This window comes from Skermanella rosea (assembly GCF_016806835.2).
Classification (GTDB): domain Bacteria; phylum Pseudomonadota; class Alphaproteobacteria; order Azospirillales; family Azospirillaceae; genus Skermanella; species Skermanella rosea.
On the sequence record NZ_CP086111.1, the window covers coordinates 4099512 to 4120544 of the forward strand.

Genomic DNA, 21033 nt, shown 5'->3' on the forward strand with positions numbered 1-21033 from the left:
GATGCCGCTTCGCTCTATCCGACCTACGGTGCCGGCATCAGTTCTGGCCGGCTTGGCGGAGCAGTTGGCCGCAGGGGCTGTCCTGGCCGTCACCGGGTTCGATCAAGGGGATCAGCGCCGCGAGGGGCGTCAGCAGCACCCCCAGGGCGACGGCGGCGGCACCCCGCGCGACCGCCGCCGTCGGATCGACGGTGACCTGGGGATCGGCGAAGGTACCCTCCGCCCCGACCGGCGTGCGAGCGGAAAGCGGGCTCGGGTCCTTCGGATGGGCCAGCATCTCGATGTCGAACTGCTCGGTCTTCAGGTTGGCCGACGCCTCGCCGGTGACATTGGTGTCCTCGGTATCGAATACCAGCGCGTTGGACTTTACCATGCCGTCGGTGATGCCCAGGTCGGCCACGACGCAGCGCACGCCGACCGGTTCGTCCTCCGACAGGACGAAGCCCAAGGCTTCGGCGACGTCGATGCCGATCACCTCCAGGATCAGGTTGCTGACCTTGCCGCCTTCCATCACGGCCGACATCTGGCCGTTGCTCGATCCCAGCATGCTGCGGACCGTGTCGCCGTTGCCCTTGAGCTGGAGCTTGCCGCCGAAGGTGCCGCCCATGTCCTCCGCGAACTGCGTGCCGCGGAAGAAGCGCGCCAGGTCGAGCGCCCGCATTTCCAGGTTCACCTCGATGGCCGGCGGCTTCTCCTGCCCGTCCACCTGGATGATGCCGCCGGCCTTGCCGCCCGCCACCTGGAGCCTGACCGGCTCGAGACGGGCGCGGCCGTTCTCGACGATCAGCCTCGCATCCAGCTCACCGGCCGGAACGTTGGGCACCAGCAGCCGGTCGGCGTGGTAGCGCATCTCGACGTCGGCCGCCTTCAGCATCTCGACATTGATCTCCGTGTCGGGAATGACGCGGCCCTCCTGTTCCAGCTGGCGGGCCAGCTCGATCTGGTCGGGAGACGCGGTCTCGCCCTCGCCGGTGCCGCCGGGAGCCCCGACGAAACCGGCGAGGTCGTCATAGTCGAGATTGCGGGACGACAGGTTGCCGGTGATCTTCGGACGCTCGTGCCCAAGGTCGATACGCACCTCGCCGCCGATGTCGCTGTCGCCGATCCGGCCTTCGGCGTCCGTCATGGACCAGACCTGCCCCTGCCGTTCCAGCCGGCCCGAGACGTTGAACGGCGGCGTGGCCGGGGACGGGAATCCGATGATCGGGAACAGGTCGGCAAGGTTCTGTCCCTTGACGTCGACCGTGATATCCATCCCGGCAAGCTGCTGCGGGTCGGTCAGCGAGCCCTCGACCACGGTGCGGGTGCTGCCGACCGTTGCTTCCGCGCGCACGGGGAACGGGGTCTGCTTGTCGCGCAGCGCCAGGAAGGTGCCGGTGGTGGCATCCAGGTGGAACGGCTCGTCGGCGTACCTGCCGTCGGCGATCATGCGGACACGGTCCTCGCCCTGCTCGTTCCGCTCGGTATTGACCGTGCTGGCGACGTCGATGTTGAGTGCCTCGTCGCGGTAGGCGACTTCGCCGCCCTGTACGTCGATATGCCCGATCTCCGGCAGGTTCGGGCTGCCGTCGCCCTCCTGCGGGGGATCTCCCTGGAGATTGGGGAAGTCCCAGTTGCCGGTGCCCTCGGCGTTGCGGGCGAGGTTGATCTTTGGATCGACGAGCTTCACCTCGGGAATCGAGATGGTCCCGCCGATCAGGCGGCGCAGGTCGATGGTGGCCTCGACCGCGCCGATGTCCGCCATGTTCTTGTCGCCGGCCCAGTCGGCGTTGGCGACATGGATGCCGCCGGCCCGGATGCGCGGCGTCAGCGACCAGTCGATGTCGAAGTTCTCATCGATCCTGACCTCCCGCCCGAGCGCGGCGCTCGCCTGCCGGGCCACGAGATCCCGCGCCCAGCTCGTCTCCAGCATCAGCAACGCGCCGACGACCAGGAGCACGAGCACCCCGATCACGATCCCGACCCATTTCAACACCCGCCCCACAACGTCACCTCGACCAAACCAACAGGTCACGAGTCAACGGGCGCGGACGGCTTTCGTTTCGAAATCGATCGATCGGGCTCGGCGGGCGGGGTCGGCGGGCGCGCTCAGCCGACGGCCGGCTTGCCCGCCGCAGCTTCCTGGTTCAGCTGCTTCGCCATGTCGCGCAGCACGAACTTCTGGATCTTGCCGGTGGAGGTCTTCGGCAGGTTGGTGAAGACGACCGTGCGCGGGCTCTTGAAGTGGGCCAGGTGCTCGCGGCAGAAGGCGATGATCTCCGCCTCGGTGACCTGGGCGCCGTCCTTCAAGGTGACGAAGGCGCAGGGCGTCTCGCCCCAGCGCTCGTCCGGCCGGGCGACCACGGCGGCGTCGAGCACGGCCGGGTGGCGGTAGAGCACCGCTTCCACCTCGATGGTCGAGATGTTCTCGCCGCCCGAGATGATGATGTCCTTGGACCGGTCCTTCAGCTCGATGTAGCCGTTCTCGTGCATCACGCCCAGGTCGCCGGTGTGGAACCAGCCGCCCTCGAACGCCTCCCGCGTGGCGACCGGGTTCTTCAGGTAGCCCTTCATCACCACGTTGCCGCGCATGAACACCTCGCCGATGGTCTTGCCGTCGGCCGGCACGGGTTCCAGCGTCGTGGCGTCGGCCACCATCAGCCCTTCCTGAACGACGTAGGTCACGCCCTGGCGGGCCTTGAAGACGGCGCGCTGCTCGATCGGCAGGGCGTCCCATTCCTCGTGCCAGGCGCAGACCACGTCGGGGCCGTAGACCTCGGTCAGGCCGTAGACATGGGTAATGGCGAAGCCCATCCGCTCGATCTTCTCGATCACCGCGGCGGGCGGGGCGGCGCCGGCGGTCATCATGCGGATCCCGGCGGGGATCTCGCGGCGCTGGTCGTCGGGCGCGTTGACCAGCAGGCCCATCACGATCGGCGCGCCGCACATGTGGGTGACGCCGTGGTCGGCGATGGCGTCGTACATGCCCTTGGCGGTCACGGCGCGCAGGCAGACATGGGTTCCGGCCATGGCGGTGATCGTCCAGGGGAAGCACCAGCCGTTGCAGTGGAACATCGGCAGCGTCCACAGGTACACGGGATGGTGCGGCATCGCCCAGGTGACGGAGTTGCCGATCGCGTTGAGATAGGCGCCGCGGTGATGATAGACGACGCCCTTGGGATTGCCGGTGGTGCCCGAGGTGTAGTTCAGCGCGATCGCCTGCCACTCGTCGCGGGGCATTTCCCACTGGAAGGCGGGATCGCCCGTCTCCAGGAACTGCTCGTAGGTCTGCTCGCCGATCAGGTCGCCGCCCTTGGCCAGCGGGTCGTCGATGTCGATCACGATCGGCCGGTGCCGGGGATCGATCATGTGGACGGCCTTGTTGATCACCCCGGAGAATTCCCGGTCGGTGATCAGCACCTTGGCCTCCCCGTGCTGGAGTTGGAAGGCGATCGCCTCCGCGTCCAGCCGGATGTTCAACGCGTTCAGCACGCCGCCGGCCATGGGGACGCCGAAATGCGCCTCGAACACCTCGGGAATGTTGGGTGCCATCACCGCCACGGTGGTGCCGAGGCCGACCCCACGCCTGGACAGCGCCGAGGCCAGCCGGACGCAACGCTCGTAGCTCTCGGCCCAGGTCCGGCGCACGGCGCCGTGGACGACCGCGGTGCGGTTCGGGTAGACCGAAGCGGTGCGGCGGATGAACGACAGGGGGGACAGCGGAACGTAGTTCGCCTCGTTCTTGTCCAGTTCAATCTCGAAAGGATTGCGGTGCTGAGTCATCCGTTTGGTCCCGGGATTGCGGTGGGCGCCCTTGACGGGCATTCTTGTCCCGGCAGCATAGCCCGTCCCGGTGCCGGTATGGAATGCTCCGGTGCGCGCATCCCGCGACACTTCGCCTCCCGATATCCGTCCTCCCGACACCTTACCCCGATCACGGACCCCCGACCCCGGAATGGCAAGCGCCCTCATCCTCCTCACCGGGCACCGCGAAGCGCCCTACCTGATCGATTATCTTCGGGGCTACAGCGACACGCTGCCGATCCACCACGTCACCGACCACGAGGATCTGGAACGGGAATGCCTGCCCGGCCGGGTGCTGATCGCCTTCTGCACCGCCGTGATCGTGCCCCGGCACCTGCTGGACCGGCTAGGCCGGCCGGCCTTCAACTTCCACCCCGGGCCGCCCACATATCCGGGCCGCAGCCCCGAGAGCTTCGCCGTCTACGACGGCGCCACCCGGTTCGGCGCCACCTCCCACGTCATGGCGCCGCGGGTGGACGAAGGGCCGATCGTCGGGGTCGAGTGGTTCGACGTGCCGCCGGGAACCGGCCAGATGGGCCTGGCCGACCTGGCCTTCCAAGCGACGCTTCGGCTGTTCGCCCGGCAAGCGCCGATCATGGCGCTGTCGTCCCAGCCGATGAAGGTGCTGGACGTGCGGTGGTCCGGCCGCAAGACCAGACGGGCCGACTACGACCGCATGACCGACCTGCCGGCCGACATCGGCGCGGCCGAGTTCGAGCGCCGGCTGAAGGCCTTCGGGGAAGACCCCGAGACGCGGATCACGGTCACGCTGCACGGCCGCCGCTTCCTGCTGGAGCAGGAGGCTTGATCCCGGATGCGGCTGTGCTTCGTCGACCTGATGCCGTGGGACTACGACGCCGACACGCCGTACGAACGCCCCCTGGGCGGCATGCAGTCGGCCGCCTGCCATCTGGCGGCCGCCCTGGCCCGGCAGGGTCACGAGGTGGCGCTGGCCACCCGCACCGGCCGGCCGGGCCGGCGGCGCGGAGTCGCCTGCCTGGCGCTGGACGACCCGGGCGACCGTGACGCCCTGAGGCGGGCGACCTGGGACGCCGTCGTGTCGCTGACGGCGCAGGCCGGCCCCATCCGGGCGCTGGTGGCGCCGGGCACGCGGGCGTTCCTGTGGACCGGCCATGCAGAAGACCAGCCGGCCGTGGCCTGCCTGGGGGATCCGGCGGAACGGCGGGGCTGGGACGGCGTGGTGCTGGTGGGCGAGTGGCAGCGGGCCGGCTACGCCGCGAGCTTCGGGCTGGAACCCGGACGGAGCACGGTGCTCCGCAACGCCATCTCCCCGCCCTTCCAGGACCTGTTCGAGGACGCCCGCGACCTCGCGGCGGCGAAGGCGGCGGATGGGCCGATGGATCTCGCCTACACCTCGACCCCGTTCCGCGGGCTGGAGCTTCTGGCCGGCATGTTTCCGCTGGTCGCACGCCCGGCGCGGCTGCGCGTCTTCTCCGACATGGGTCCCTACCCCACGGGCCCGGCGGACAGCCAGTTCGCCGGCCTGTACGAGCGCTGCCGGTCCACGCCGGGAATCGAGCATGTCGGGTCCCTGCCCCAGCCCGCGCTGGCGCGGGCGCTGCGCCCGGTCCCGATCCTGGCCTATCCCTGCACCTTCCCCGAGACCGGCTGCATAGCGGTGATGGAGGCCATGGCGGCCGGCTGCGCCGTGGTCGCCAGCGACCTGGGCGGCCTGGCGGAGACGACGGCCGGCCACGCGCTTCTGGTCGATCCCGGCGAGGACTGGAGCAGCTTTCCCGGGCGCTATCTCTGCGCGCTCGACCTGGTCATGGCCTCGGTCCGGTCGCCCGCCGGGATCGCCCGGCTGTGGGAGCAGGTGCGCTTCGTCAATGCGACGGCGACCTGGGACGTCCGGGCACGGGAATGGACTGACCGTCTGGCAGCCTGGCCGCAATGGTAAGACCGGTTCAGAGGCTCAAAATGTCGCAGGCAGCTGGAAACCGGAAACACCTGTGCAAAACGCGCGCGGCGTGACGCAATATCCGCCCGCGTCGCCGGACACGTTTCCAGGACGCGAGGAATCGACACACCGCTCCAATCAAGAAGAAGGCGTTCCATGACCGGTCGTTATGCTGAGCTTCACACCCGCTCGATCACCGATCCCGCAGGCTTCTGGGCCGAGGCCGCCCGCGACATCGATTGGATCAAGCCGTGGGACAGCGTTCTCGACAGTTCCAAACCGCCCTTCTACCGCTGGTTCACCGGCGGGGTGCTGAATACCTGCCACAACGCGGTGGACCGCCATGTGGCGGCCGGGCGCGGCGAACAGGCGGCGATCATCTATGACAGCCCCGTCACCGACACGGTCCAGAGCATCACCTACGCCGAGCTGCAGGACCTGACCGCCCGCTTCGCCGGCGCGCTCCGCGGCCTGGGCGTCGCCAAGGGCGACCGGGTGATCCTGTACATGCCGATGATCCCGCAGGCCGTCGTGGCGATGCTCGCCTGCGCCCGGCTGGGCGCCATCCACTCCGTGGTGTTCGGCGGTTTCGCCCCGCACGAGCTCGCGACCCGCATCAACGACGCCAAGCCCAAGGCCATCGTCACCGCGTCGTGCGGCATCGAAGGCAAGAAGGTGCTGGCCTACAAGCCGATGCTGGACGCCGCGATCGACCAGTCCGACCACAAGCCCGACCATGTTGTCGTGTTCCAGCGCCCCCAGGCGGCGGCCGAGCTGAAGGCGCCGCGCGACGTGGACTGGGCCGAGGCCGCCGCGGTGGCGGAGCCGGCGGACTGCGTTCCGGTGGCCGCGACCGACCCGCTCTACATCCTGTACACGTCCGGTACCACCGGCCAGCCCAAGGGCGTGGTCCGCGACAACGGCGGCCATGCCGTGGCGCTGAAATGGACCATGACCAACATGTACGACATCAAGCCGGGGGAGGTGTTCTGGGCCGCCTCCGACGTCGGCTGGGTGGTCGGACACTCCTATATCTGCTACGCCCCGCTGCTGCACGGCTGCACGACGGTGGTGTTCGAGGGCAAGCCGGTCGGCACGCCCGACGCCGGCACCTTCTGGCGGGTGATCCAGCAGCACAAGGTCACTGCCCTGTTCACCGCGCCGACCGCCTTCCGCGCGATCAAGCGCGAGGACCCGAACGCGGAGCTGATCGGGAAGTACGACCTTTCGAGCCTGCGCACCCTGTTCCTGGCTGGCGAACGGTCCGACCCCGACACGTTGCACTGGGCGGAGGACCACCTGAAGGTCCCGGTCATCGACCACTGGTGGCAGACCGAGACCGGCTGGTGCATCGCGGGCAACCCGATGGGCATCGAGCGGTTCAAGATCAAGTACGGTTCGGCGACCAAGCCGCTGCCGGGCTGGGACGTACGCTGCCTGGACGTCTCGAACAACGAGGTCAAGCGGGGCGACATCGGGGCCATCTCGGTCAAGCTGCCGCTGCCTCCCGGCACGCTGATGACGCTGTGGAACGCCGACCAGCGCTTCGTGAAATCCTACATGACGGACTACCCGGGATACTACCAGACGGGCGACGCCGGGTTCATCGACGAGGACGGCTACGTCTACATCATGGCCCGCACCGACGACATCATCAATGTCGCCGGCCACCGCCTGTCCACCGGCGGGATGGAGGAGGTCCTGGCCTCCCACAAGGACGTCGCGGAGTGCGCGGTGATCGGCGTGGCCGACGAGCTGAAGGGGCAGGTTCCGCTGGGCTTCATCGTCCTGAAGAACGGCGTCGACCGTCCCCATGCCGACATCGTCAAGGAGGTGGTGCAGCTCGTCCGCGACGAGATCGGCCCGGTCGCGGCGTTCAAGCTGGCCATCGTGGTGGACCGCCTGCCCAAGACCCGCTCCGGCAAGATCCTGCGCGGCACCATGCAGAAGATCGCCGACAGCGAGTCGTACAAGATGCCGGCCACCATCGACGATCCGCTGATCCTGACCGAGATCGCCGAGGCGCTGCAGGGTATCGGCTATGCCAAGGCCGGCATGGTTTAGTGCGACTCCGCAGGTCGATCGGCGTTGCCGGCATGTCACGCGGCATCTGCATGCGAGGGGGTATGGGCCGTTGTCCTGATAACAGGGTTTGCTATACCTTGTTATCAGGAGGTGTCCCATGAACGTATCCCTTACCCCCGAACTGGAACGGCAGATCGAGCAACGCGTGGCGAGCGGGCACTACACGTCGGCGAGCGAGGTGATGCGCGAGGCGCTGAGGCTCTTCTTCAGATATGACGAGGCACGCTCCCGTGAGATCGATCTGCTCAACCAACGGATAGCGGAGGGATTGGCTCAGCTGGATCGCGGCGAGGCAATCCCTGGTGACGAGGCTCGTCGCATGACCGAAGACCGCATCGCCATGCGACGCAAGGCCAAACAGACACAGTAGACATGCCCTATTCCGTCGCGCCGCTCGCACTTGATGACCTCGACGATATCCACGCATACCTCGAAGTCATCGATGGCTGGGGTGCGGCCGATAGCCTCATCGATCAGTTGTACGAGCAATTTTCGATAATCGGCGCAAACCCCGGCATGGGACATAGAAGGCGTGATTTGACGGATTATGACGTGTTCTTCTGGAACGCTCTCCAGCGTTATGCCGTAATCTATCGGAAATCCTCGCCTGTGGAAATTGTCCGGGTGCTCGCTTGGCGCAGGCTGGATCCCGCCCTGCTGACACCGGCAGGAGGACTGCGGATGTGATCCGCACCCCGGCCGGAGCACCGCCCATCCTGCCAGACGGCGCCCCTCCCGGAGCGCCGTCATTTTTTTGACAAACGATCGGCGCCCCCTGGAATAAGGGGAAGACCTCCGGTGTTCGCAGGGTTGAGTTTCGGCTCGTGGCTTGAATCCGCTTTCGGGACCGCCGACATCGGAACTTTGCGGACCAACGAAGGTTTCGCCTGAATTATCCACCAACCGGATGACGCAGTGAGCAGATTCGGGACTGAGCTGGAAGTACAGATCGCATCGCTTCGCCGATATGCGCGGGCTCTCCTGCGCGACAGGAACGACGCGGACGATCTGGTCCAGGAATCGCTGGCCCGCGCGCTGTCGCGTGCCGACCGATTCAAGCCTGGGACGAACCTCCGGGCCTGGTTGTTCACGATCATGCACAATGTGCACGTGAACCAGGTTCGCCAGAAGATTTCTCGCCCGGACGAGGTACCGGTCGAGGACTACGAGATGAGGCTGACCACGCCGGCCCGTCAGGAGACCAGCATCGAGCTGCGCGACATGTCCAGGGCGCTCGCCGACTTGCCCGAGGAACAGCGCCAAGTCCTGCTGCTGGTGGCCCTGGAGGGCTTGAAATACGACGAGGTCGCCGCAGTCTTGCAGATACCGATCGGCACCGTGATGTCGCGCCTCAGCCGGGCGCGCGAGGCGGTGCGGATCAAACTCGCGAACGAGGGCGGAGTGCCTCTCCGCCGGGTCAAGTAGGACAATCACATGGTGGCGCGGCCCGTCGAAGATCGAGATCTTCATGCTTACGTCGATGGCTTGCTGGATACCCAGCGGCGCATCGAGGTGGAGGCTTGGCTGGCGGAGGACCCGGCCTCGGCCGAACGGGTAAATGCGTACCGCAGCCAGATCGAACAGCTCCACGACCTTTTCGACGGCGTGCTGCGCGAGCCCGCGACGGCCGAGATGGAGGATCTCCACGACCGCCTGTCCGGGCGCATGGCCGGAAACGACAACCGGCGGCGCGGCTGGCTCCACTCCCCCTTCGCCCGCATGGCGGCGGCCGTCGTCCTGCTCCTGGCCGGGGGCACCGGCGGCTGGATTCTGCGGCCGCCGGCCGAGCCGGCGGCGGTCGAGCAGCAGCCGACCCTGCAGTCGTTCGCCCGGGAGGCGGTGCAGGCCCATACCTTCTACGCATCGGATAACCGGTTCGCCGTCGAGATGGGCGGCGAGGACCGGGGGGCGCTGGACAGCTGGCTGTCGGAGCGCCTGGGCCGTCGCATCTTCGGGCCTGATCTGTCGAGCGCCGGCTACCGGCTGATCGGCGGGCGGTCGCTGCCGACCGAGGCGGGTGCCGGCGCCCAGTACATGTACGAGAACGACAACAAGCGCCGCCTGACTCTGTTCGTCGGCATGCCCAGCAAGGCCGGGCAGGAAGCCGCCTTCAGCTACGTCCAGAAGGGCGACGTGTCGATGTTCTACTGGGTGGAGGGCTCGATCGCCTATGCCCTGATCGGCCGGCTGGAGCGCGAGCAGCTGATGAACATCACCCAGACCGTGTACCGCGAGCTGAAGGGCCGCAACGTGCCGCCGCCTCCGCCTGCTCCCGCGCCCCCGCCGGAAGCGGCCAAGCAGCCGCCGCAGCCCGCGGCGCAGCCGGTCGGCGACGTGAAGCGGAAGGACATGTAGGGGATGCGCCGGTAACCGCCCAACCCGCCCGCAACCCGCTTGACTGCGGTGATTTGACACAATAGGCTCACGTCCATCGCTCGAGTTGAGCAGGCGAGGCAATAACAAAGAGGGCCGCACCAAGCGGCCCTCGTCCTTTTTGGGGAGGGGGATGACGCGACCATGGCAGACGGTCCGTTTCTGAAGTTCGACACGCTCAGCCTTCATGCCGGGCAGCAGCCCGACCCCGCGACCGGCGCCCGCGCCGTCCCCCTCTACCAGACGACATCGTACGTCTTCCGCGACACCGACCATGCCGCGGCGCTGTTCAACCTGGAACGGCCCGGGCACATCTACAGCCGGATCTCCAACCCCACCGTGGCGGTGCTGGAGGAGCGGCTGGCCGCCCTGGAAGGCGGCGTCGGCGCGGTCTGCACCGCCAGCGGCCAGGCCGCCCTCCACCTGGCGATCGTGACCCTGATGGGGGCCGGAGGGCACATCGTCGCCTCCAAGGCGATCTATGGCGGCAGCCACAACCTGTTCACCCACACCCTGCCCCGCTTCGGCATCACCACCAGCTTCGTCGATCCGCGCGATCCCTCGGCTTTCCGGGCGGCGATCCGGCCGGAGACGCGGCTGGTGTTCGCCGAGGTGCTGGGCAACCCCGGCCTGGAAGTGCTCGACCTGCCGGCGGTCGCCGAGGTCGCCCATGCCGCCGGGCTGCCGCTGATGATCGACAGCACCTTCACGACGCCTTACCTGTGCCGGCCGTTCGAGCACGGCGCCGACCTCGTCATGCATTCCGCCACAAAGTGGCTCGGCGGCCACGGCGTCGCGATCGGCGGAGTCCTGGTCGACGGCGGGCGGTTCGACTGGGAGGCGTCCGGCCGCTTCCCGACGCTGACCGAGCCCTACGCCGGCTACCACGGCATCGACTTCGCCAAGGAGTTCGGCCCGGCCGCCTTCGTCATGCGGGCGCGGGCGGAGGGCTTGCGCGACTTCGGCGCCTGCCTGAGCCCGGCCAACGCCTTCCAGATCCTCCAGGGCGTCGAGACGCTGCCGCTGCGCATGCGCGCCCATGTGGAGAACGCGCGCAAGGTCGCCGGCTTCCTGGACGGGGCGGACGGCGTCGCCTGGGTCCGCCATCCCGACCTCCCCGGCCATCCGGACCACGAGCTGGCGCGCCGGCTGCTGCCCAACGGCGCCGGATCGATCGTCACCTTCGGGATCGCCGGCGGGCGGGAAGCGGGGCGGAAATTCATCGAGGCGCTGCGGCTGTTCTCCCACCTCGCCAATGTGGGCGATGCCAAGTCCCTGGTGATCCACCCCGCCAGCACGACCCACCAGCAGATGGACGCCGCCGCGCTGCGCGAGGCCGGGATCGGCGAGGAGATGATCCGGCTGTCGGTCGGGCTGGAGGATCCGGGCGACCTGATCGGCGACCTCAAGCAGGCGCTGCGCGCCTCGCGGAAGGGGTGAGCGGGCTATGGAACTGACAGTCGACGGACACAGGGTCTTCGCCGCGACCGGCGGCCGGGACCTGGACCGGGCTTCCCCTCTGGTGGTGCTCATCCATGGCGCGGGCATGGACCATTCCGTCTGGAGCCTCCAGGCGCGCTATCTCGCCCACCATGGCCGCTCGGTGCTGGCGGTCGACCTGCCGGGCCATGGGCGTTCCGGCGGGACGGCGCTAGGCGGCATAGAGGAACTGGCGGACTGGACGGCGCGGCTGATCGAGGCGGCGGGATTCGAGCAGGCGGCGCTGGCCGGCCACTCCATGGGCGGGCTGGCCGCGCTGGAGACGGCGAACCGCCATCCCGGGCGGGTACGCGCGCTGGCCTTGCTCGGCGTGGCGGAGCGCATGCCGGTCCATCCCGACCTGCTGGCCGCCGCCGCGGCGGAGGACGACCGGGTTTACGACGGGGCGATCGCGATGGTGATCGGCTGGGGCTTCGGCACCCTGCGCGGCGGATCGGCGGCCCCGGGATTGTGGCAGGTCGGGACCGGCATCCAACTGATGCGGCGGGCGCCGCGCGGCGCGCTGGCCACCGACCTCGCGGCCTGCGACGCATGGCGCGGCGCACCCGACGTGCGCTGCCCGACGACGCTGATCCTGGGCGCCGCCGACCGCATGACCCCGGCCAAGTCGGGCAAGGCGCTGGCCGCGAGGATCGCGGGATCGAACACCGTGGTGCTCGCGGGTTCCGGCCACATGATGATGGTCGAGGAACCCGATGCGGTGACCGATGCGCTCCGCGCGTCCCTGTGAGGCTCCGCGCGGCTATATGAGGCGCAGGACGGCGACGCCGGCAACGCCGGCCGCCATGGCGACCAGGAAATTGCCGGTGGCGCGGGCCAGGACGAGCGTCAGCAGGGCCGCCCCCCACCCCGCCGGTCCGGAATTGAGCACCAGCGGGGCGCACAGGGCGGCGAAGACGGCCCCGGGGATCTGGGCCAGCCAGGCTTCCAGGAAGCGCGACGGCCGCAGCCGCCGGATCAGCCAGAAGCCGCCCGCCCGCGTCGCGTAGGTGGCCAGCCCCATCAGGGCGATGGTGGCGACCCCCTGATAGCCGTCCAAAGCTTCAGCGGGCATGGCGCAGCGCCCCCACGAGGCTGCCGGCCAGGGCACCGCCCAGGATGTACCAGGTGCCGGGGATCGTACGCTCCATCGCCAGGGCGACCGCGGCGGCGACCAGCCAGGGCAGCAGGTCGCCGCGCCCGCGCCAGAAGCCGGCCAGCAGGGCCACGAAGAAGGCCGTGCCCAGATAGTCGATGCCGTAGCGGTCGAGATCGGGCAGCATCCCGCCGAACACCCGGCCGGCGAGGGTCCCGGTGTTCCAGAACAGGAAGATGGTCAGGCCGCTGCCCAGCAGGAAGGCGGCGTCCCGGCCGCCGTTCCGCATGTCGGCGACGCTGAGCCCCCAGGACTCGTCGGTCAGGAAATACAGGCTGCCATAGGCCCGCGACGGCCGGACATGCTTGAGCCAGGGCGCGAGGGTGGCGCCCATCAGCAGGTGGCGGGCATTGACCACCAGCACGGTCGCCACCAGGGCGCCGACCGGCAGCGGGTCGCCCCACAGTTCCACCGACAGGAACTGCGAGGCGCCGGCGAAGACCAGGGCGCTCATCAGCGAGGTTTCCAGCAGGGTCAGGCCGTTCTGGCCGGCCAGGAAGCCGTAGAACACGCCGAACGCCAACCCGCCCGTCGCGATCGGGAGGGTTCGCAGGGCGCCGGCTGCCAGTCCGGCGCGGGAAAAGGCGATGGGAGGTCCGCCGGGAAGCGGCTGGATGTTTTCGGGCATTCGCCGGCTCTCCTCTTGTCATTATCTTTCTGGACAGGAGGCCGGATTGAAGCTTCCGCGGGGCGATAGGTCAATGTTATTGTCGTTTATGCGCCCGTATGCCTGCCATGTGCGGTATCGCCATGCGGTCCAGGATGAAGCGGGCCAGCCGGTCCGCCGCGGGCGTCGGGGCTCCGGACCGGGTCACCAGGGCTATGGTGCTGTCGGGCAGGGCCGGAAAGCCCTCGTCCGGGGTCAGGACCCGCATGCCGGGCAGGATGGTGCTCCGCGCCAGGGCCGTGACCCCCAGACCGGCCAGGACGGCGGCCTGCAGGGCCGAGACCGCGGCGCTGGTACAGCGGATCTCCCACGAGCGGCCGACCTGCCCCAGGGCCGACAGCATGAATCTCCGGTAGAGGCAGGGCGCCGGTGACACCGCCAACGGGACCAGCCCGTCCGCCGCGTCCTTCCAGTCGGCCCGCGCCACCCAGTGCAGCGGCTCCTGCCAGACCGTGCGGCCGGGGCTCTCGTCGGGAACGTGCTTGACCAGGACGAGATCGAACAGCCCGGCCTCCACGCCGGATTGGAGCACGGCGGAGGCATCCACGGTGATCTCGGGGGTGACGGTGGGAAAGCAGCGGGCGAACTCGCCCAGGATGTCGGACAGGTAGTGGGTGGCGAACTCCTCCGCCGTGCCCAGCCGGACGGTGCCGCCGATCGGCGGGGCGACCAGCCGGCCGACCGCCTCGTCGTTGATCGCCAGGATGCGCCGGGCATAGGTCAGCAGGCGCTCGCCGGCCTCGGTCGGTACGACCTGCCGGCCGCTGCGGTCGCACAGCCGGGCGCCGATCTGGTCCTCCAGCCGCTTGATCTGGACGCTGACGGCGGACTGGGTCCGACCCAGGATCTCGCCGGTGCGCGTGAAGCTGCCGGTTTCGGCGACGGTCAGGAATGCCCGGAGAAGATCGATGTCGAGGGTCGGCGGCGAGGGACCATGACGGGACGGCATGCTGCGCATTTACCTTATGAATTTTCCCGGCGACGTCAGCACCTTTACGCTTTGCCAAGGGGGAACGCTTTTCCCAATCGGGAGGTCCAATTGATCGAGAATTTTATCCATCGGCGCGTTGCCCTGAAGGAGGTGGAGATCCATGCCGCGATCGGCGGCGAGGGTCCGCCGCTGCTGCTGCTCCACGGCTACCCGCAGACCCATGTCACCTGGCACCGCGTCGCCCCGGTCCTGGCCCGGCGTTTCACCGTCGTGGCGCCCGATCTGAGGGGATACGGCGACAGCGCGCCGCCCCGGGACGGCGATTACTCGAAGCGGGCCATGGCGGCCGACCAGGTCGCGCTGATGGCCGGGCTGGGCTTCGACCGGTTCGGCGTCGCCGGGCACGACCGGGGCGGCCGGGTCGCCTATCGGCTGGCGCTCGACCATCCCGGCCGCGTCGGCCGGTTGGCGGTCCTGGACATGGTGCCGACGCTGGACATGTGGGAGATGATGGATGCCGGGATGGCGATGGCCGTCTACCACTGGCTGTTCCTGGCGCAGCCAAGCGGGCTGCCCGAAAGCCTTATCGAAGCCGATCCCGCCGGCTACCTCACCCGGACGGTGCGGAGCTGGTGCGCCGATCCGGACGTGCCGGAGCCGGCTGCCCTGGCCGAGTATGTCAGGTGCTTCCGGCGGCCTGAGGTGATCCATGCCGCCTGCGAGGATTACCGCGCCGGAGCCGGTGCCGACCGGGAGCACGACGCCGCCGACCGGGCCGCCGGGCGGCGGATCGCCTGCCCCGTGCTGGCGCTGTGGGCGCGCAGCGGGACCGACGGCCGGCCCTACGACCCGCTCGCCGTGTGGCGCCGCTGGGCCAACGCGGTCTCGGGCCGCGAGATCGGCTGCGGCCATTTCCTCCAGGAGGAAGCGCCCGACGAGGTCGCGCGTGCCCTGCTGGCGTTTTTCGAATAGAAGGGCCCGGCGACGACGCGAAACCAAGGCGAAGAGGTTCGGCACGTGACTGCTGCGATCGAAACCCGGGAGGACTACCGGCATTTCCTGGCCATCCCGACGCGCTGGATGGACAACGACATCTACGGCCACGTCAACAACGTGGTCTATTACTCGTACTTCGACACGGTCATCAACGGCTACCTGATCCGGGAAGGCGGCTTCGACATCCATGCCGCGCCGGTCATCGGCGTGGCGGTCGAGACCATGTGCAAGTTCAGGAAATCGCTGGTATTTCCCCAGACCGTGGACGCCGGGCTGCGGGTAGGCAAGCTGGGCAATTCCAGCGTGCGGTACGAGGTCGGCCTGTTCGCCGAGGGGGACGTTGAATTGGCTGCGTCGGGCCATTTCGTCCATGTCTTCGTGGAGCGCTCGACCATGCGTCCGGTGCCGATCCCCGACGCCCTGCGGGCCTGCATGGAACGGCTGCTGGTGGCGTGAGCCGGAATGCAAGACGGCGCCCCGTTTCCGGGGCGCCGCCAGTTCGTACCTTCGCAGAGGCCTGCCGTTACGCGGCCTGCTGCTGATCAGACTGCTTGTGCTCCAGCACCTGGGAAGGAGCGGCCGAAGCGATCTTGATCGTGCGGGGCTTCATCGCCTCCGGGATTTCGCGGACGAGTTCCACGTTCAGGAGACCGTTCGCCAAATTGGCGCCAGTCACCTTGATGTGGTCGGCTAGCTGGAAGCGGCGCTCGAATGCCCGTCCTGCGATACCGCGATAGAGGTATTGGCCGTTTTCCGCGTCATTCTTAGTTTTACCAGTGATCACAAGCAGATTTTCCTGCGAGGTGATCTCCAGATCCTCGGCACCGAAGCCGGCGACCGCCATCGTGATGCGGTAGGCATCGTCGGACAGCTTCTCGATGTTGTACGGAGGATAGGACAGGGCTGAGTCATCGACCTTGAGCGCGGACTCCAGGACACGGGTCATGCGGTCGAAGCCGACGGAAGAACGGAACAACGGCGACAGATCATAGGTGCGCATTTCATACCCTCCAAAGAGCGATATCAGCGTCGGGGTTCACCACCATGGTCCAACCCCTCCTCTTCGTGAACCGGGCCCGGTATCGGCACCCCGTCCACGTCAGATGAGATAATCACGCCGACCCGGGGTTCAAGAGGGGATTCGCATCGTTGAATCTGTCGCAGGGCCGCCGCGCGATTGGGGATGCCCCGGAGCGCGTCATTCATTTTTAATCTGTAGCTGGGACCATCGATCATGGGACTTGAGATCCCCGAGACGGGAGACAGAGTGAGCGGCCCGACAGCCTTCTTCAATCGTACATACGACGAGACGATGGCGCTGCTCATCGAGGCGAGGAACTACATCGCCTACAACGAGGCGGCCGACCAGCGCGGGCTGCCGCCCCAGGTCCGGTTGCAGGTAAGCTACGAATCCCTGCGGGTGACCAGCCGCCTGACCCAGGTGATGGCATGGCTGCTGGCACAGAAGGCCGTGCACGCCGGCGAGCTCACGGCGCAGCAGGTCGCGACCGAGGAATACGCCCTGGCGGGCGGCGACGTCTGCACCGACCCTTCGGGTCCCGACAACCAGGAACTGCCATCCGGCCTGCGCAGCCTGCTGGAGCGGAGCTACAAGCTGTACATGCGCGTCGCCCGCCTGGACGAGCAGGTCAGGCGCAACGTCGCCTGAACGTCCCGTTCGCCGGAACGGGCCGGATCGGCCGAGCGGAGCCGGACATGCGAAAAGGCGCCCGTATCACGGACGCCTTTTCACGGTGTCGATCTCATGTCAGGCAAGGCCCTGCAAAAGCGCGCGGCTAACGGGCTTGACGCCCCGAAGCGGCTTACTTCTTCAGGCCGAAGCTGCCGAAGCGCTTGTTGAACTTCGCGATCTGGCCGCCGGTGTCGAGCAGCTTCTGAACGCCGGTCCAAGCCGGATGCGACTTAGGATCGATGTCCAGGCGCAGCGTATCGCCAGCCTTACCCCAGGTGCTCCGGGTCTGGAACGAGCTTCCGTCGGTCATGACGACGTTGATCTCGTGATAGTCCGGATGGATGTCTTTCTTCATGGCCCAAGTCCCCGAAAACGAGCGCGCCTTATAGCGGACCGCTCGCCGGGACGCAAGCGGCATATCCGGAAATCGGGGGTCGGGCGGGCTGATGTGACGCGGGCGGCCCGGCTTGTTGCCCTCGCGACAGCTTGCTATACCAGCAAAGGCCGTTCAAGCTCCGTCATTGCGGGATCCCTCCTGGTGTTTCGAGATAAAAACAACGCTGAGGCCACGCCCAAGCAGGCGTCCGTCCAGCGCCGCGACCTCGGCCCGCTGCGCCAGCTCATCCCGTTCCTGAAACCGTACCGCCTGGCGATCGCCGGCGCCGTCGTGGCGCTGGTCGTCGCGGCCGCCACGGTGCTGGGGCTGGGCGCCGGCCTGCGCGCCCTGGTCGACCAGGGTTTCGCCGCCGGGAACGCCGGACTGCTGGACCAGGCGCTCCTGGTCATGCTGGGCGTCATCTTCATCCTGGCGGCCTCGACCTTCGGACGGTTCTACCTGGTCTCCTGGATCGGCGAGCGGGTCGTCGCCGACCTGCGCCGGGCCGTGTTCGACCATGTGGTCAGGCTGAGCCCCGCCTTCTTTGAATCCACGCGCACGGGCGAGATCCTGTCACGGCTGACCACCGACACCACGGTGCTCCAGGTCGTGGTCGGATCCACGGTATCGATCGCGCTGCGCAACCTGCTGCTGCTGGCCGGCGGATCGGTGATGCTGGTGATCACCAGCCCGAAGCTGACCGGCCTCGTCTTCCTGGTCGTGCCGCTGGTGGTGGTCCCGATCGTGGTGTTCGGCCGCCGGGTGCGCAAGCTGTCGCGCGAGAGCCAGGACCGCGTCGCCGACGTCGGCTCCTTCGTGGACGAGACGCTGGGAGCCATCCGCACCGTCCAGGCCTATGGTCACGAGGACGCGGAACGGCGCAACTTCGGCACCCGGGTGGAAGAGGCCTTCGACGTGGCGGTCCGCCGGGTGCGGGTGCGGGCGATCCTGACGGTCATCGTCATCGTGATGGTGTTCGGCGCGATCGGCACCATCCTGTGGGTCGGCGGCCATGACGTGCTGGCCGGCCGCCTGACCGGCGGCGACCTCTCCGCCTTCGTCTTCTACGCGGTCGTCGTCGCCGGGTCGGTCGGCGCCATCAGCGAGGTCATCGGCGACCTCCAGCGCGCGGCCGGGGCGACCGAGCGGCTGTTCGACCTGATGGCGACCGTGCCGCAGATCACGGCACCCGCCGATCCGGTCGCGTTGCCGGTACCGGTGAGGGGCGCCGTCGCCTTCGACGCCGTCCGCTTCAACTATCCCTCGCGTCCGGACGACGCGGCGCTCGACGACTTCAGCCTGTCGGTCGAGCCGGGCGAGACGGTCGCCCTGGTCGGGCCGAGCGGCGCCGGCAAGACGACGGTCTTCCAGCTCCTGCTGCGCTTCTACGATCCGCGGGAAGGCCGCGTCCTGGTCGACGGAGTCGACGTCAGGACGGCGGACCCGGCGGAGGTCCGCGCCCGGATCGGGCTGGTGCCCCAGGATCCGGTGATCTTCTCCACCAGCGCCCGCGAGAACATCCGCTACGGCCGGCTCGATGCCAGCGACGACGAGGTCCGCGCCGCGGCCGAGGCGGCGCACGCGCTGGACTTCCTGGAGCAGCTGCCGGACGGGCTGGACACCTATCTGGGCGAGCGGGGCGTCCGGCTGTCGGGCGGCCAGCGCCAGCGCGTCGCCATCGCGCGCGCCATCCTGCGCAATCCGCCGATCCTGCTGCTGGACGAGGCCACCTCGGCCCTGGACGCGGAAAGCGAGCGAGTCGTCCAGGCGGCGCTGGAGCGGCTGATGGAGAACCGGACGACCCTGATCATCGCCCACCGCCTTTCGACGGTGCTCAACGCGGATCGCATCGCGGTCATGGATGGGGGACGGCTGGTTGCAACCGGAAGTCATTCCGAGCTGATCCGCCAGGGAGGCTTGTACGCGCGCCTCGCGTCGCTCCAGTTCGACCTTCGCGAGGATGACGGGCAATCCCTTGCCTTGCGCGGCGTAGCGGAGTAGGTCTTTGACATGGTTGACACGCGCCCCACCGGTCCGAACACGAATCTTCCCGTCCGCAGCGACACCGGCAGCGGCCGCACGCCGGCCGGCCGGCCGGTCGAGGAGCCGAAAAGCAGGCGGACCCATGCCGGGCGCGTCCCGAGCCTGAAGCAGCTTGCCAGCCTGATGGTGGACGGCATCCTGACATTGCCCTCCTATTACCGCCGGGGCATGTACCTGGACCTGCTGGTCTGATCCCAGGTTTTCGGCTTCGGCCGGCCGCCGGTCCGACGCCCCGCAGCGACGCCTTTTCCCGTTTCCACCTTCCGGCCCCGGCGGCACCTTCCCCCATGCTTTCCCAGAAAGCCAAGTACGCCCTTCGCGCCCTCCTGATGCTGGCGGAGCTGCCGGAGGACGATCTGGTCATGATCGCCGACATCGCCGAACGGGAGAACGTCCCGCGCAAGTTCCTGGAGGCGATCCTGGTGGACCTGCGCAAGCGGGGCCTGCTGGACAGCCGCCGGGGCAAGAACGGCGGCTATCGCCTCGCCCGGCCGGCGGCCGCGATCTCCTTCGGCGAAGTGATCCGGATCGTGGACGGCCCCCTGGCGCCCCTGCCCTGCGCCAGCCGAAGCAGTTTCCGCCCGTGCGAGGACTGCACCGACGCGGAGACCTGCTCGGTCCGCTGGCTGATGCAGCGCGTCCGGGATGCGACGGCGGACATCCTGGACAACTGCTCGCTGGAGGATGGCCTGAGGCACCGGCGGGCGACCGGAGCCCTGCCGGGCGAGGAGACGGCCGCCGCCACCGCCTGAAGGCTTCCGGAGGCGCGGTTTCCCCTCCGTTTCCAGATTCCTCCGGCGCGGAGCTTTCGAGACGGCGCCCGATGCTCCATGTTCAATGCATTCTGAATTTGAGATGCTCTGCCCCACGGCTGGTCGCCTGACCGCCAGCCATGGCGCGGCGGCATCGGTGCGGGAGTGCAGGTCATGCAGCGGAATCACCAGCGGCCCTCGGTCTTCCGGGCATTCGTGTTCGGACTCGTGCTCGCAGCGGCGCTGGCATTGCAGCCCGCGGGCGCCGGCGCCGTGGACACGCGGAAGCTTCAGGAGTTCATGGGCAACTATGTCGGCCAGAGCATCTCGCTGGCCGACCAGGGCCTCAACGAGCGCGACCTGGCCGTAACCATCAAGCCCTACGGAAACGACGGCTTCTCGCTGGACTGGACCACGATCACCCGGCGGATCGACGGCAAGACGAAGCAGCAGTCCTACTCGGTCGCGTTCGAGCCGACCCAGCGGGCGGGCATCTTCAGGGCGGCGCAGCGGCGCAACATGTTCGGCCACTTCATGCCGCTCGATCCGATGGCGGGCGAGCCGTACCTGTGGGCGCATCTCGGCAACGACACGCTGACGGTCCAGGCCCTGCTGATCACGGAGGACGGCGGCTACGAGATCCAGACCTATGAGCGCACGCTCGCACCCCATGGCCTGGACCTCAAGTTCTCGCGGGTGTCGGACGGCAAGGTCCTGAAGACGATCAGCGGCGTCCTGCGAAGGGTCAAGGACGGCCAGGTCGACCAGGGGAAGTAGA

23 protein-coding genes are annotated in these 21033 nt (G+C 68.3%); 16 read left to right on the top strand and 7 right to left on the bottom strand.

Annotated features, from left to right (window positions below; all coding sequences use genetic code 11):
• Positions 1-37: 37 nt before the first annotated feature.
• Both JL101_RS19120 and JL101_RS19125 read right to left on the bottom strand, forming a co-directional pair.
• Positions 38-1972, bottom strand: coding sequence for an AsmA family protein (locus JL101_RS19120; RefSeq protein ID WP_203097794.1), 1935 nt, complete (start codon positions 1970-1972; stop codon positions 38-40).
• A gap of 116 nt (positions 1973-2088) precedes the next feature.
• The gene (locus JL101_RS19125; protein WP_203097793.1) at positions 2089-3762 is read right to left on the bottom strand and encodes an acyl-CoA synthetase; all 1674 of its coding nucleotides are present in this window, start codon (positions 3760-3762) and stop codon (positions 2089-2091) included.
• A gap of 172 nt (positions 3763-3934) precedes the next feature.
• Between JL101_RS19125 and JL101_RS19130 the strand changes: the two genes are divergently transcribed.
• The 9 genes from JL101_RS19130 to JL101_RS19170 all read left to right on the top strand — a co-directional run bounded on the left by JL101_RS19130 (position 3935) and on the right by JL101_RS19170 (position 12392).
• Positions 3935-4591, top strand: coding sequence for a formyltransferase family protein (locus JL101_RS19130; RefSeq protein WP_203097792.1), 657 nt, complete (start codon positions 3935-3937; stop codon positions 4589-4591).
• A 6-nt stretch (positions 4592-4597) separates the two neighbouring features.
• Positions 4598-5704: a glycosyltransferase gene (locus tag JL101_RS19135; protein ID WP_203097791.1), complete on the top strand. Its 1107-nt coding sequence runs from the start codon at positions 4598-4600 to the stop codon at positions 5702-5704.
• Positions 5705-5860: 156 nt separating this feature from the next.
• The gene (locus JL101_RS19140) at positions 5861-7768 is read left to right on the top strand and encodes a propionyl-CoA synthetase (protein WP_203097790.1); all 1908 of its coding nucleotides are present in this window, start codon (positions 5861-5863) and stop codon (positions 7766-7768) included.
• Between the two features lie 118 nt (positions 7769-7886).
• Positions 7887-8159, top strand: coding sequence for a type II toxin-antitoxin system ParD family antitoxin (locus JL101_RS19145; protein ID WP_203097789.1), 273 nt, complete (start codon positions 7887-7889; stop codon positions 8157-8159).
• Positions 8160-8161: 2 nt separating this feature from the next.
• Positions 8162-8476: a type II toxin-antitoxin system RelE/ParE family toxin gene (locus JL101_RS19150; RefSeq protein WP_203097788.1), complete on the top strand. Its 315-nt coding sequence runs from the start codon at positions 8162-8164 to the stop codon at positions 8474-8476.
• Between the two features lie 228 nt (positions 8477-8704).
• On the top strand, positions 8705-9214 hold the full coding sequence (locus JL101_RS19155) for a sigma-70 family RNA polymerase sigma factor (RefSeq protein ID WP_203097787.1): 510 nt from the start codon (positions 8705-8707) through the stop codon (positions 9212-9214).
• 60 nt (positions 9215-9274) lie between these two features.
• Positions 9275-10144, top strand: a complete 870-nt coding sequence (locus JL101_RS19160) for an anti-sigma factor family protein (protein ID WP_228434970.1) — start codon at positions 9275-9277, stop codon at positions 10142-10144.
• A gap of 162 nt (positions 10145-10306) precedes the next feature.
• Positions 10307-11602, top strand: coding sequence for an O-acetylhomoserine aminocarboxypropyltransferase (locus JL101_RS19165; RefSeq protein WP_203097786.1), 1296 nt, complete (start codon positions 10307-10309; stop codon positions 11600-11602).
• 7 nt (positions 11603-11609) lie between these two features.
• Positions 11610-12392 (top strand): alpha/beta fold hydrolase, encoded by a 783-nt coding sequence (locus JL101_RS19170; protein ID WP_203097785.1) that lies wholly within the window; start codon positions 11610-11612, stop codon positions 12390-12392.
• Between the two features lie 12 nt (positions 12393-12404).
• Here the strand turns inward: JL101_RS19170 and JL101_RS19175 are convergent, their stop codons facing one another.
• From JL101_RS19175 to JL101_RS19185, 3 genes are all read right to left on the bottom strand, one after another.
• Positions 12405-12716: an AzlD family protein gene (locus tag JL101_RS19175; protein ID WP_203097784.1), complete on the bottom strand. Its 312-nt coding sequence runs from the start codon at positions 12714-12716 to the stop codon at positions 12405-12407.
• Complete coding sequence (locus JL101_RS19180) at positions 12706-13425, bottom strand: AzlC family ABC transporter permease (RefSeq protein WP_203097783.1); 720 nt, start codon at positions 13423-13425, stop codon at positions 12706-12708. Before JL101_RS19180 ends, JL101_RS19175 begins: the two co-directional genes overlap by 11 nt.
• Before the next feature lie 76 nt (positions 13426-13501).
• Positions 13502-14413, bottom strand: a complete 912-nt coding sequence (locus tag JL101_RS19185) for a LysR substrate-binding domain-containing protein (RefSeq protein WP_203097782.1) — start codon at positions 14411-14413, stop codon at positions 13502-13504.
• A 90-nt stretch (positions 14414-14503) separates the two neighbouring features.
• Here JL101_RS19185 and JL101_RS19190 point away from each other — a divergent pair, with 90 nt between their 5' ends.
• Both JL101_RS19190 and JL101_RS19195 read left to right on the top strand, forming a co-directional pair.
• Positions 14504-15367 (top strand): alpha/beta fold hydrolase, encoded by an 864-nt coding sequence (locus JL101_RS19190; protein ID WP_228434972.1) that lies wholly within the window; start codon positions 14504-14506, stop codon positions 15365-15367.
• Positions 15368-15412: 45 nt separating this feature from the next.
• Positions 15413-15847, top strand: coding sequence for an acyl-CoA thioesterase (locus tag JL101_RS19195; protein WP_203097780.1), 435 nt, complete (start codon positions 15413-15415; stop codon positions 15845-15847).
• A gap of 67 nt (positions 15848-15914) precedes the next feature.
• Here JL101_RS19195 and JL101_RS19200 read toward each other — a convergent pair whose 3' ends face one another.
• Positions 15915-16391, bottom strand: a complete 477-nt coding sequence (locus tag JL101_RS19200) for an Hsp20 family protein (RefSeq protein ID WP_201078433.1) — start codon at positions 16389-16391, stop codon at positions 15915-15917.
• A gap of 267 nt (positions 16392-16658) precedes the next feature.
• Here JL101_RS19200 and JL101_RS19205 point away from each other — a divergent pair, with 267 nt between their 5' ends.
• Positions 16659-17060 (top strand): DUF1465 family protein, encoded by a 402-nt coding sequence (locus JL101_RS19205; RefSeq protein WP_203097779.1) that lies wholly within the window; start codon positions 16659-16661, stop codon positions 17058-17060.
• A gap of 154 nt (positions 17061-17214) precedes the next feature.
• Here the strand turns inward: JL101_RS19205 and rpmE are convergent, their stop codons facing one another.
• Positions 17215-17439 (bottom strand): 50S ribosomal protein L31, encoded by a 225-nt coding sequence (gene rpmE / locus JL101_RS19210; protein WP_037457659.1) that lies wholly within the window; start codon positions 17437-17439, stop codon positions 17215-17217.
• Between the two features lie 183 nt (positions 17440-17622).
• On the opposite strand from rpmE, the gene JL101_RS19215 reads away from it, so the two are divergent.
• The 4 genes from JL101_RS19215 to JL101_RS19230 all read left to right on the top strand — a co-directional run bounded on the left by JL101_RS19215 (position 17623) and on the right by JL101_RS19230 (position 21032).
• Complete coding sequence (locus JL101_RS19215) at positions 17623-19461, top strand: ABC transporter transmembrane domain-containing protein (protein ID WP_228434974.1); 1839 nt, start codon at positions 17623-17625, stop codon at positions 19459-19461.
• Positions 19462-19470: 9 nt separating this feature from the next.
• Positions 19471-19695, top strand: a complete 225-nt coding sequence (locus JL101_RS19220) for a hypothetical protein (RefSeq protein ID WP_201078427.1) — start codon at positions 19471-19473, stop codon at positions 19693-19695.
• A 95-nt stretch (positions 19696-19790) separates the two neighbouring features.
• The gene (locus JL101_RS19225) at positions 19791-20255 is read left to right on the top strand and encodes an RrF2 family transcriptional regulator (RefSeq protein WP_203097777.1); all 465 of its coding nucleotides are present in this window, start codon (positions 19791-19793) and stop codon (positions 20253-20255) included.
• A gap of 174 nt (positions 20256-20429) precedes the next feature.
• Positions 20430-21032 (top strand): hypothetical protein, encoded by a 603-nt coding sequence (locus JL101_RS19230; RefSeq protein WP_203097776.1) that lies wholly within the window; start codon positions 20430-20432, stop codon positions 21030-21032.
• Position 21033 lies beyond the last annotated feature (1 nt).

Coding starts and splice junctions, on each gene's coding strand:
- JL101_RS19230 (WP_203097776.1), top strand. CDS start 20,430: ATGCAGCGGAATCACCAGCGGCCCTCGGTCTTCCGGGCATTCGTGTTC.
- JL101_RS19225 (WP_203097777.1), top strand. CDS start 19,791: ATGCTTTCCCAGAAAGCCAAGTACGCCCTTCGCGCCCTCCTGATGCTG.
- rpmE (WP_037457659.1), bottom strand. CDS start 17,439: ATGAAGAAAGACATCCATCCGGACTATCACGAGATCAACGTCGTCATG.
- JL101_RS19180 (WP_203097783.1), bottom strand. CDS start 13,425: ATGCCCGAAAACATCCAGCCGCTTCCCGGCGGACCTCCCATCGCCTTT.
- JL101_RS19170 (WP_203097785.1), top strand. CDS start 11,610: ATGGAACTGACAGTCGACGGACACAGGGTCTTCGCCGCGACCGGCGGC.
- JL101_RS19220 (WP_201078427.1), top strand. CDS start 19,471: ATGGTTGACACGCGCCCCACCGGTCCGAACACGAATCTTCCCGTCCGC.
- JL101_RS19125 (WP_203097793.1), bottom strand. CDS start 3,762: ATGACTCAGCACCGCAATCCTTTCGAGATTGAACTGGACAAGAACGAG.
- JL101_RS19135 (WP_203097791.1), top strand. CDS start 4,598: ATGCGGCTGTGCTTCGTCGACCTGATGCCGTGGGACTACGACGCCGAC.
- JL101_RS19200 (WP_201078433.1), bottom strand. CDS start 16,391: ATGCGCACCTATGATCTGTCGCCGTTGTTCCGTTCTTCCGTCGGCTTC.
- JL101_RS19185 (WP_203097782.1), bottom strand. CDS start 14,413: ATGCCGTCCCGTCATGGTCCCTCGCCGCCGACCCTCGACATCGATCTT.
- JL101_RS19145 (WP_203097789.1), top strand. CDS start 7,887: ATGAACGTATCCCTTACCCCCGAACTGGAACGGCAGATCGAGCAACGC.
- JL101_RS19140 (WP_203097790.1), top strand. CDS start 5,861: ATGACCGGTCGTTATGCTGAGCTTCACACCCGCTCGATCACCGATCCC.
- JL101_RS19175 (WP_203097784.1), bottom strand. CDS start 12,716: ATGCCCGCTGAAGCTTTGGACGGCTATCAGGGGGTCGCCACCATCGCC.
- JL101_RS19130 (WP_203097792.1), top strand. CDS start 3,935: ATGGCAAGCGCCCTCATCCTCCTCACCGGGCACCGCGAAGCGCCCTAC.
- JL101_RS19150 (WP_203097788.1), top strand. CDS start 8,162: ATGCCCTATTCCGTCGCGCCGCTCGCACTTGATGACCTCGACGATATC.
- JL101_RS19165 (WP_203097786.1), top strand. CDS start 10,307: ATGGCAGACGGTCCGTTTCTGAAGTTCGACACGCTCAGCCTTCATGCC.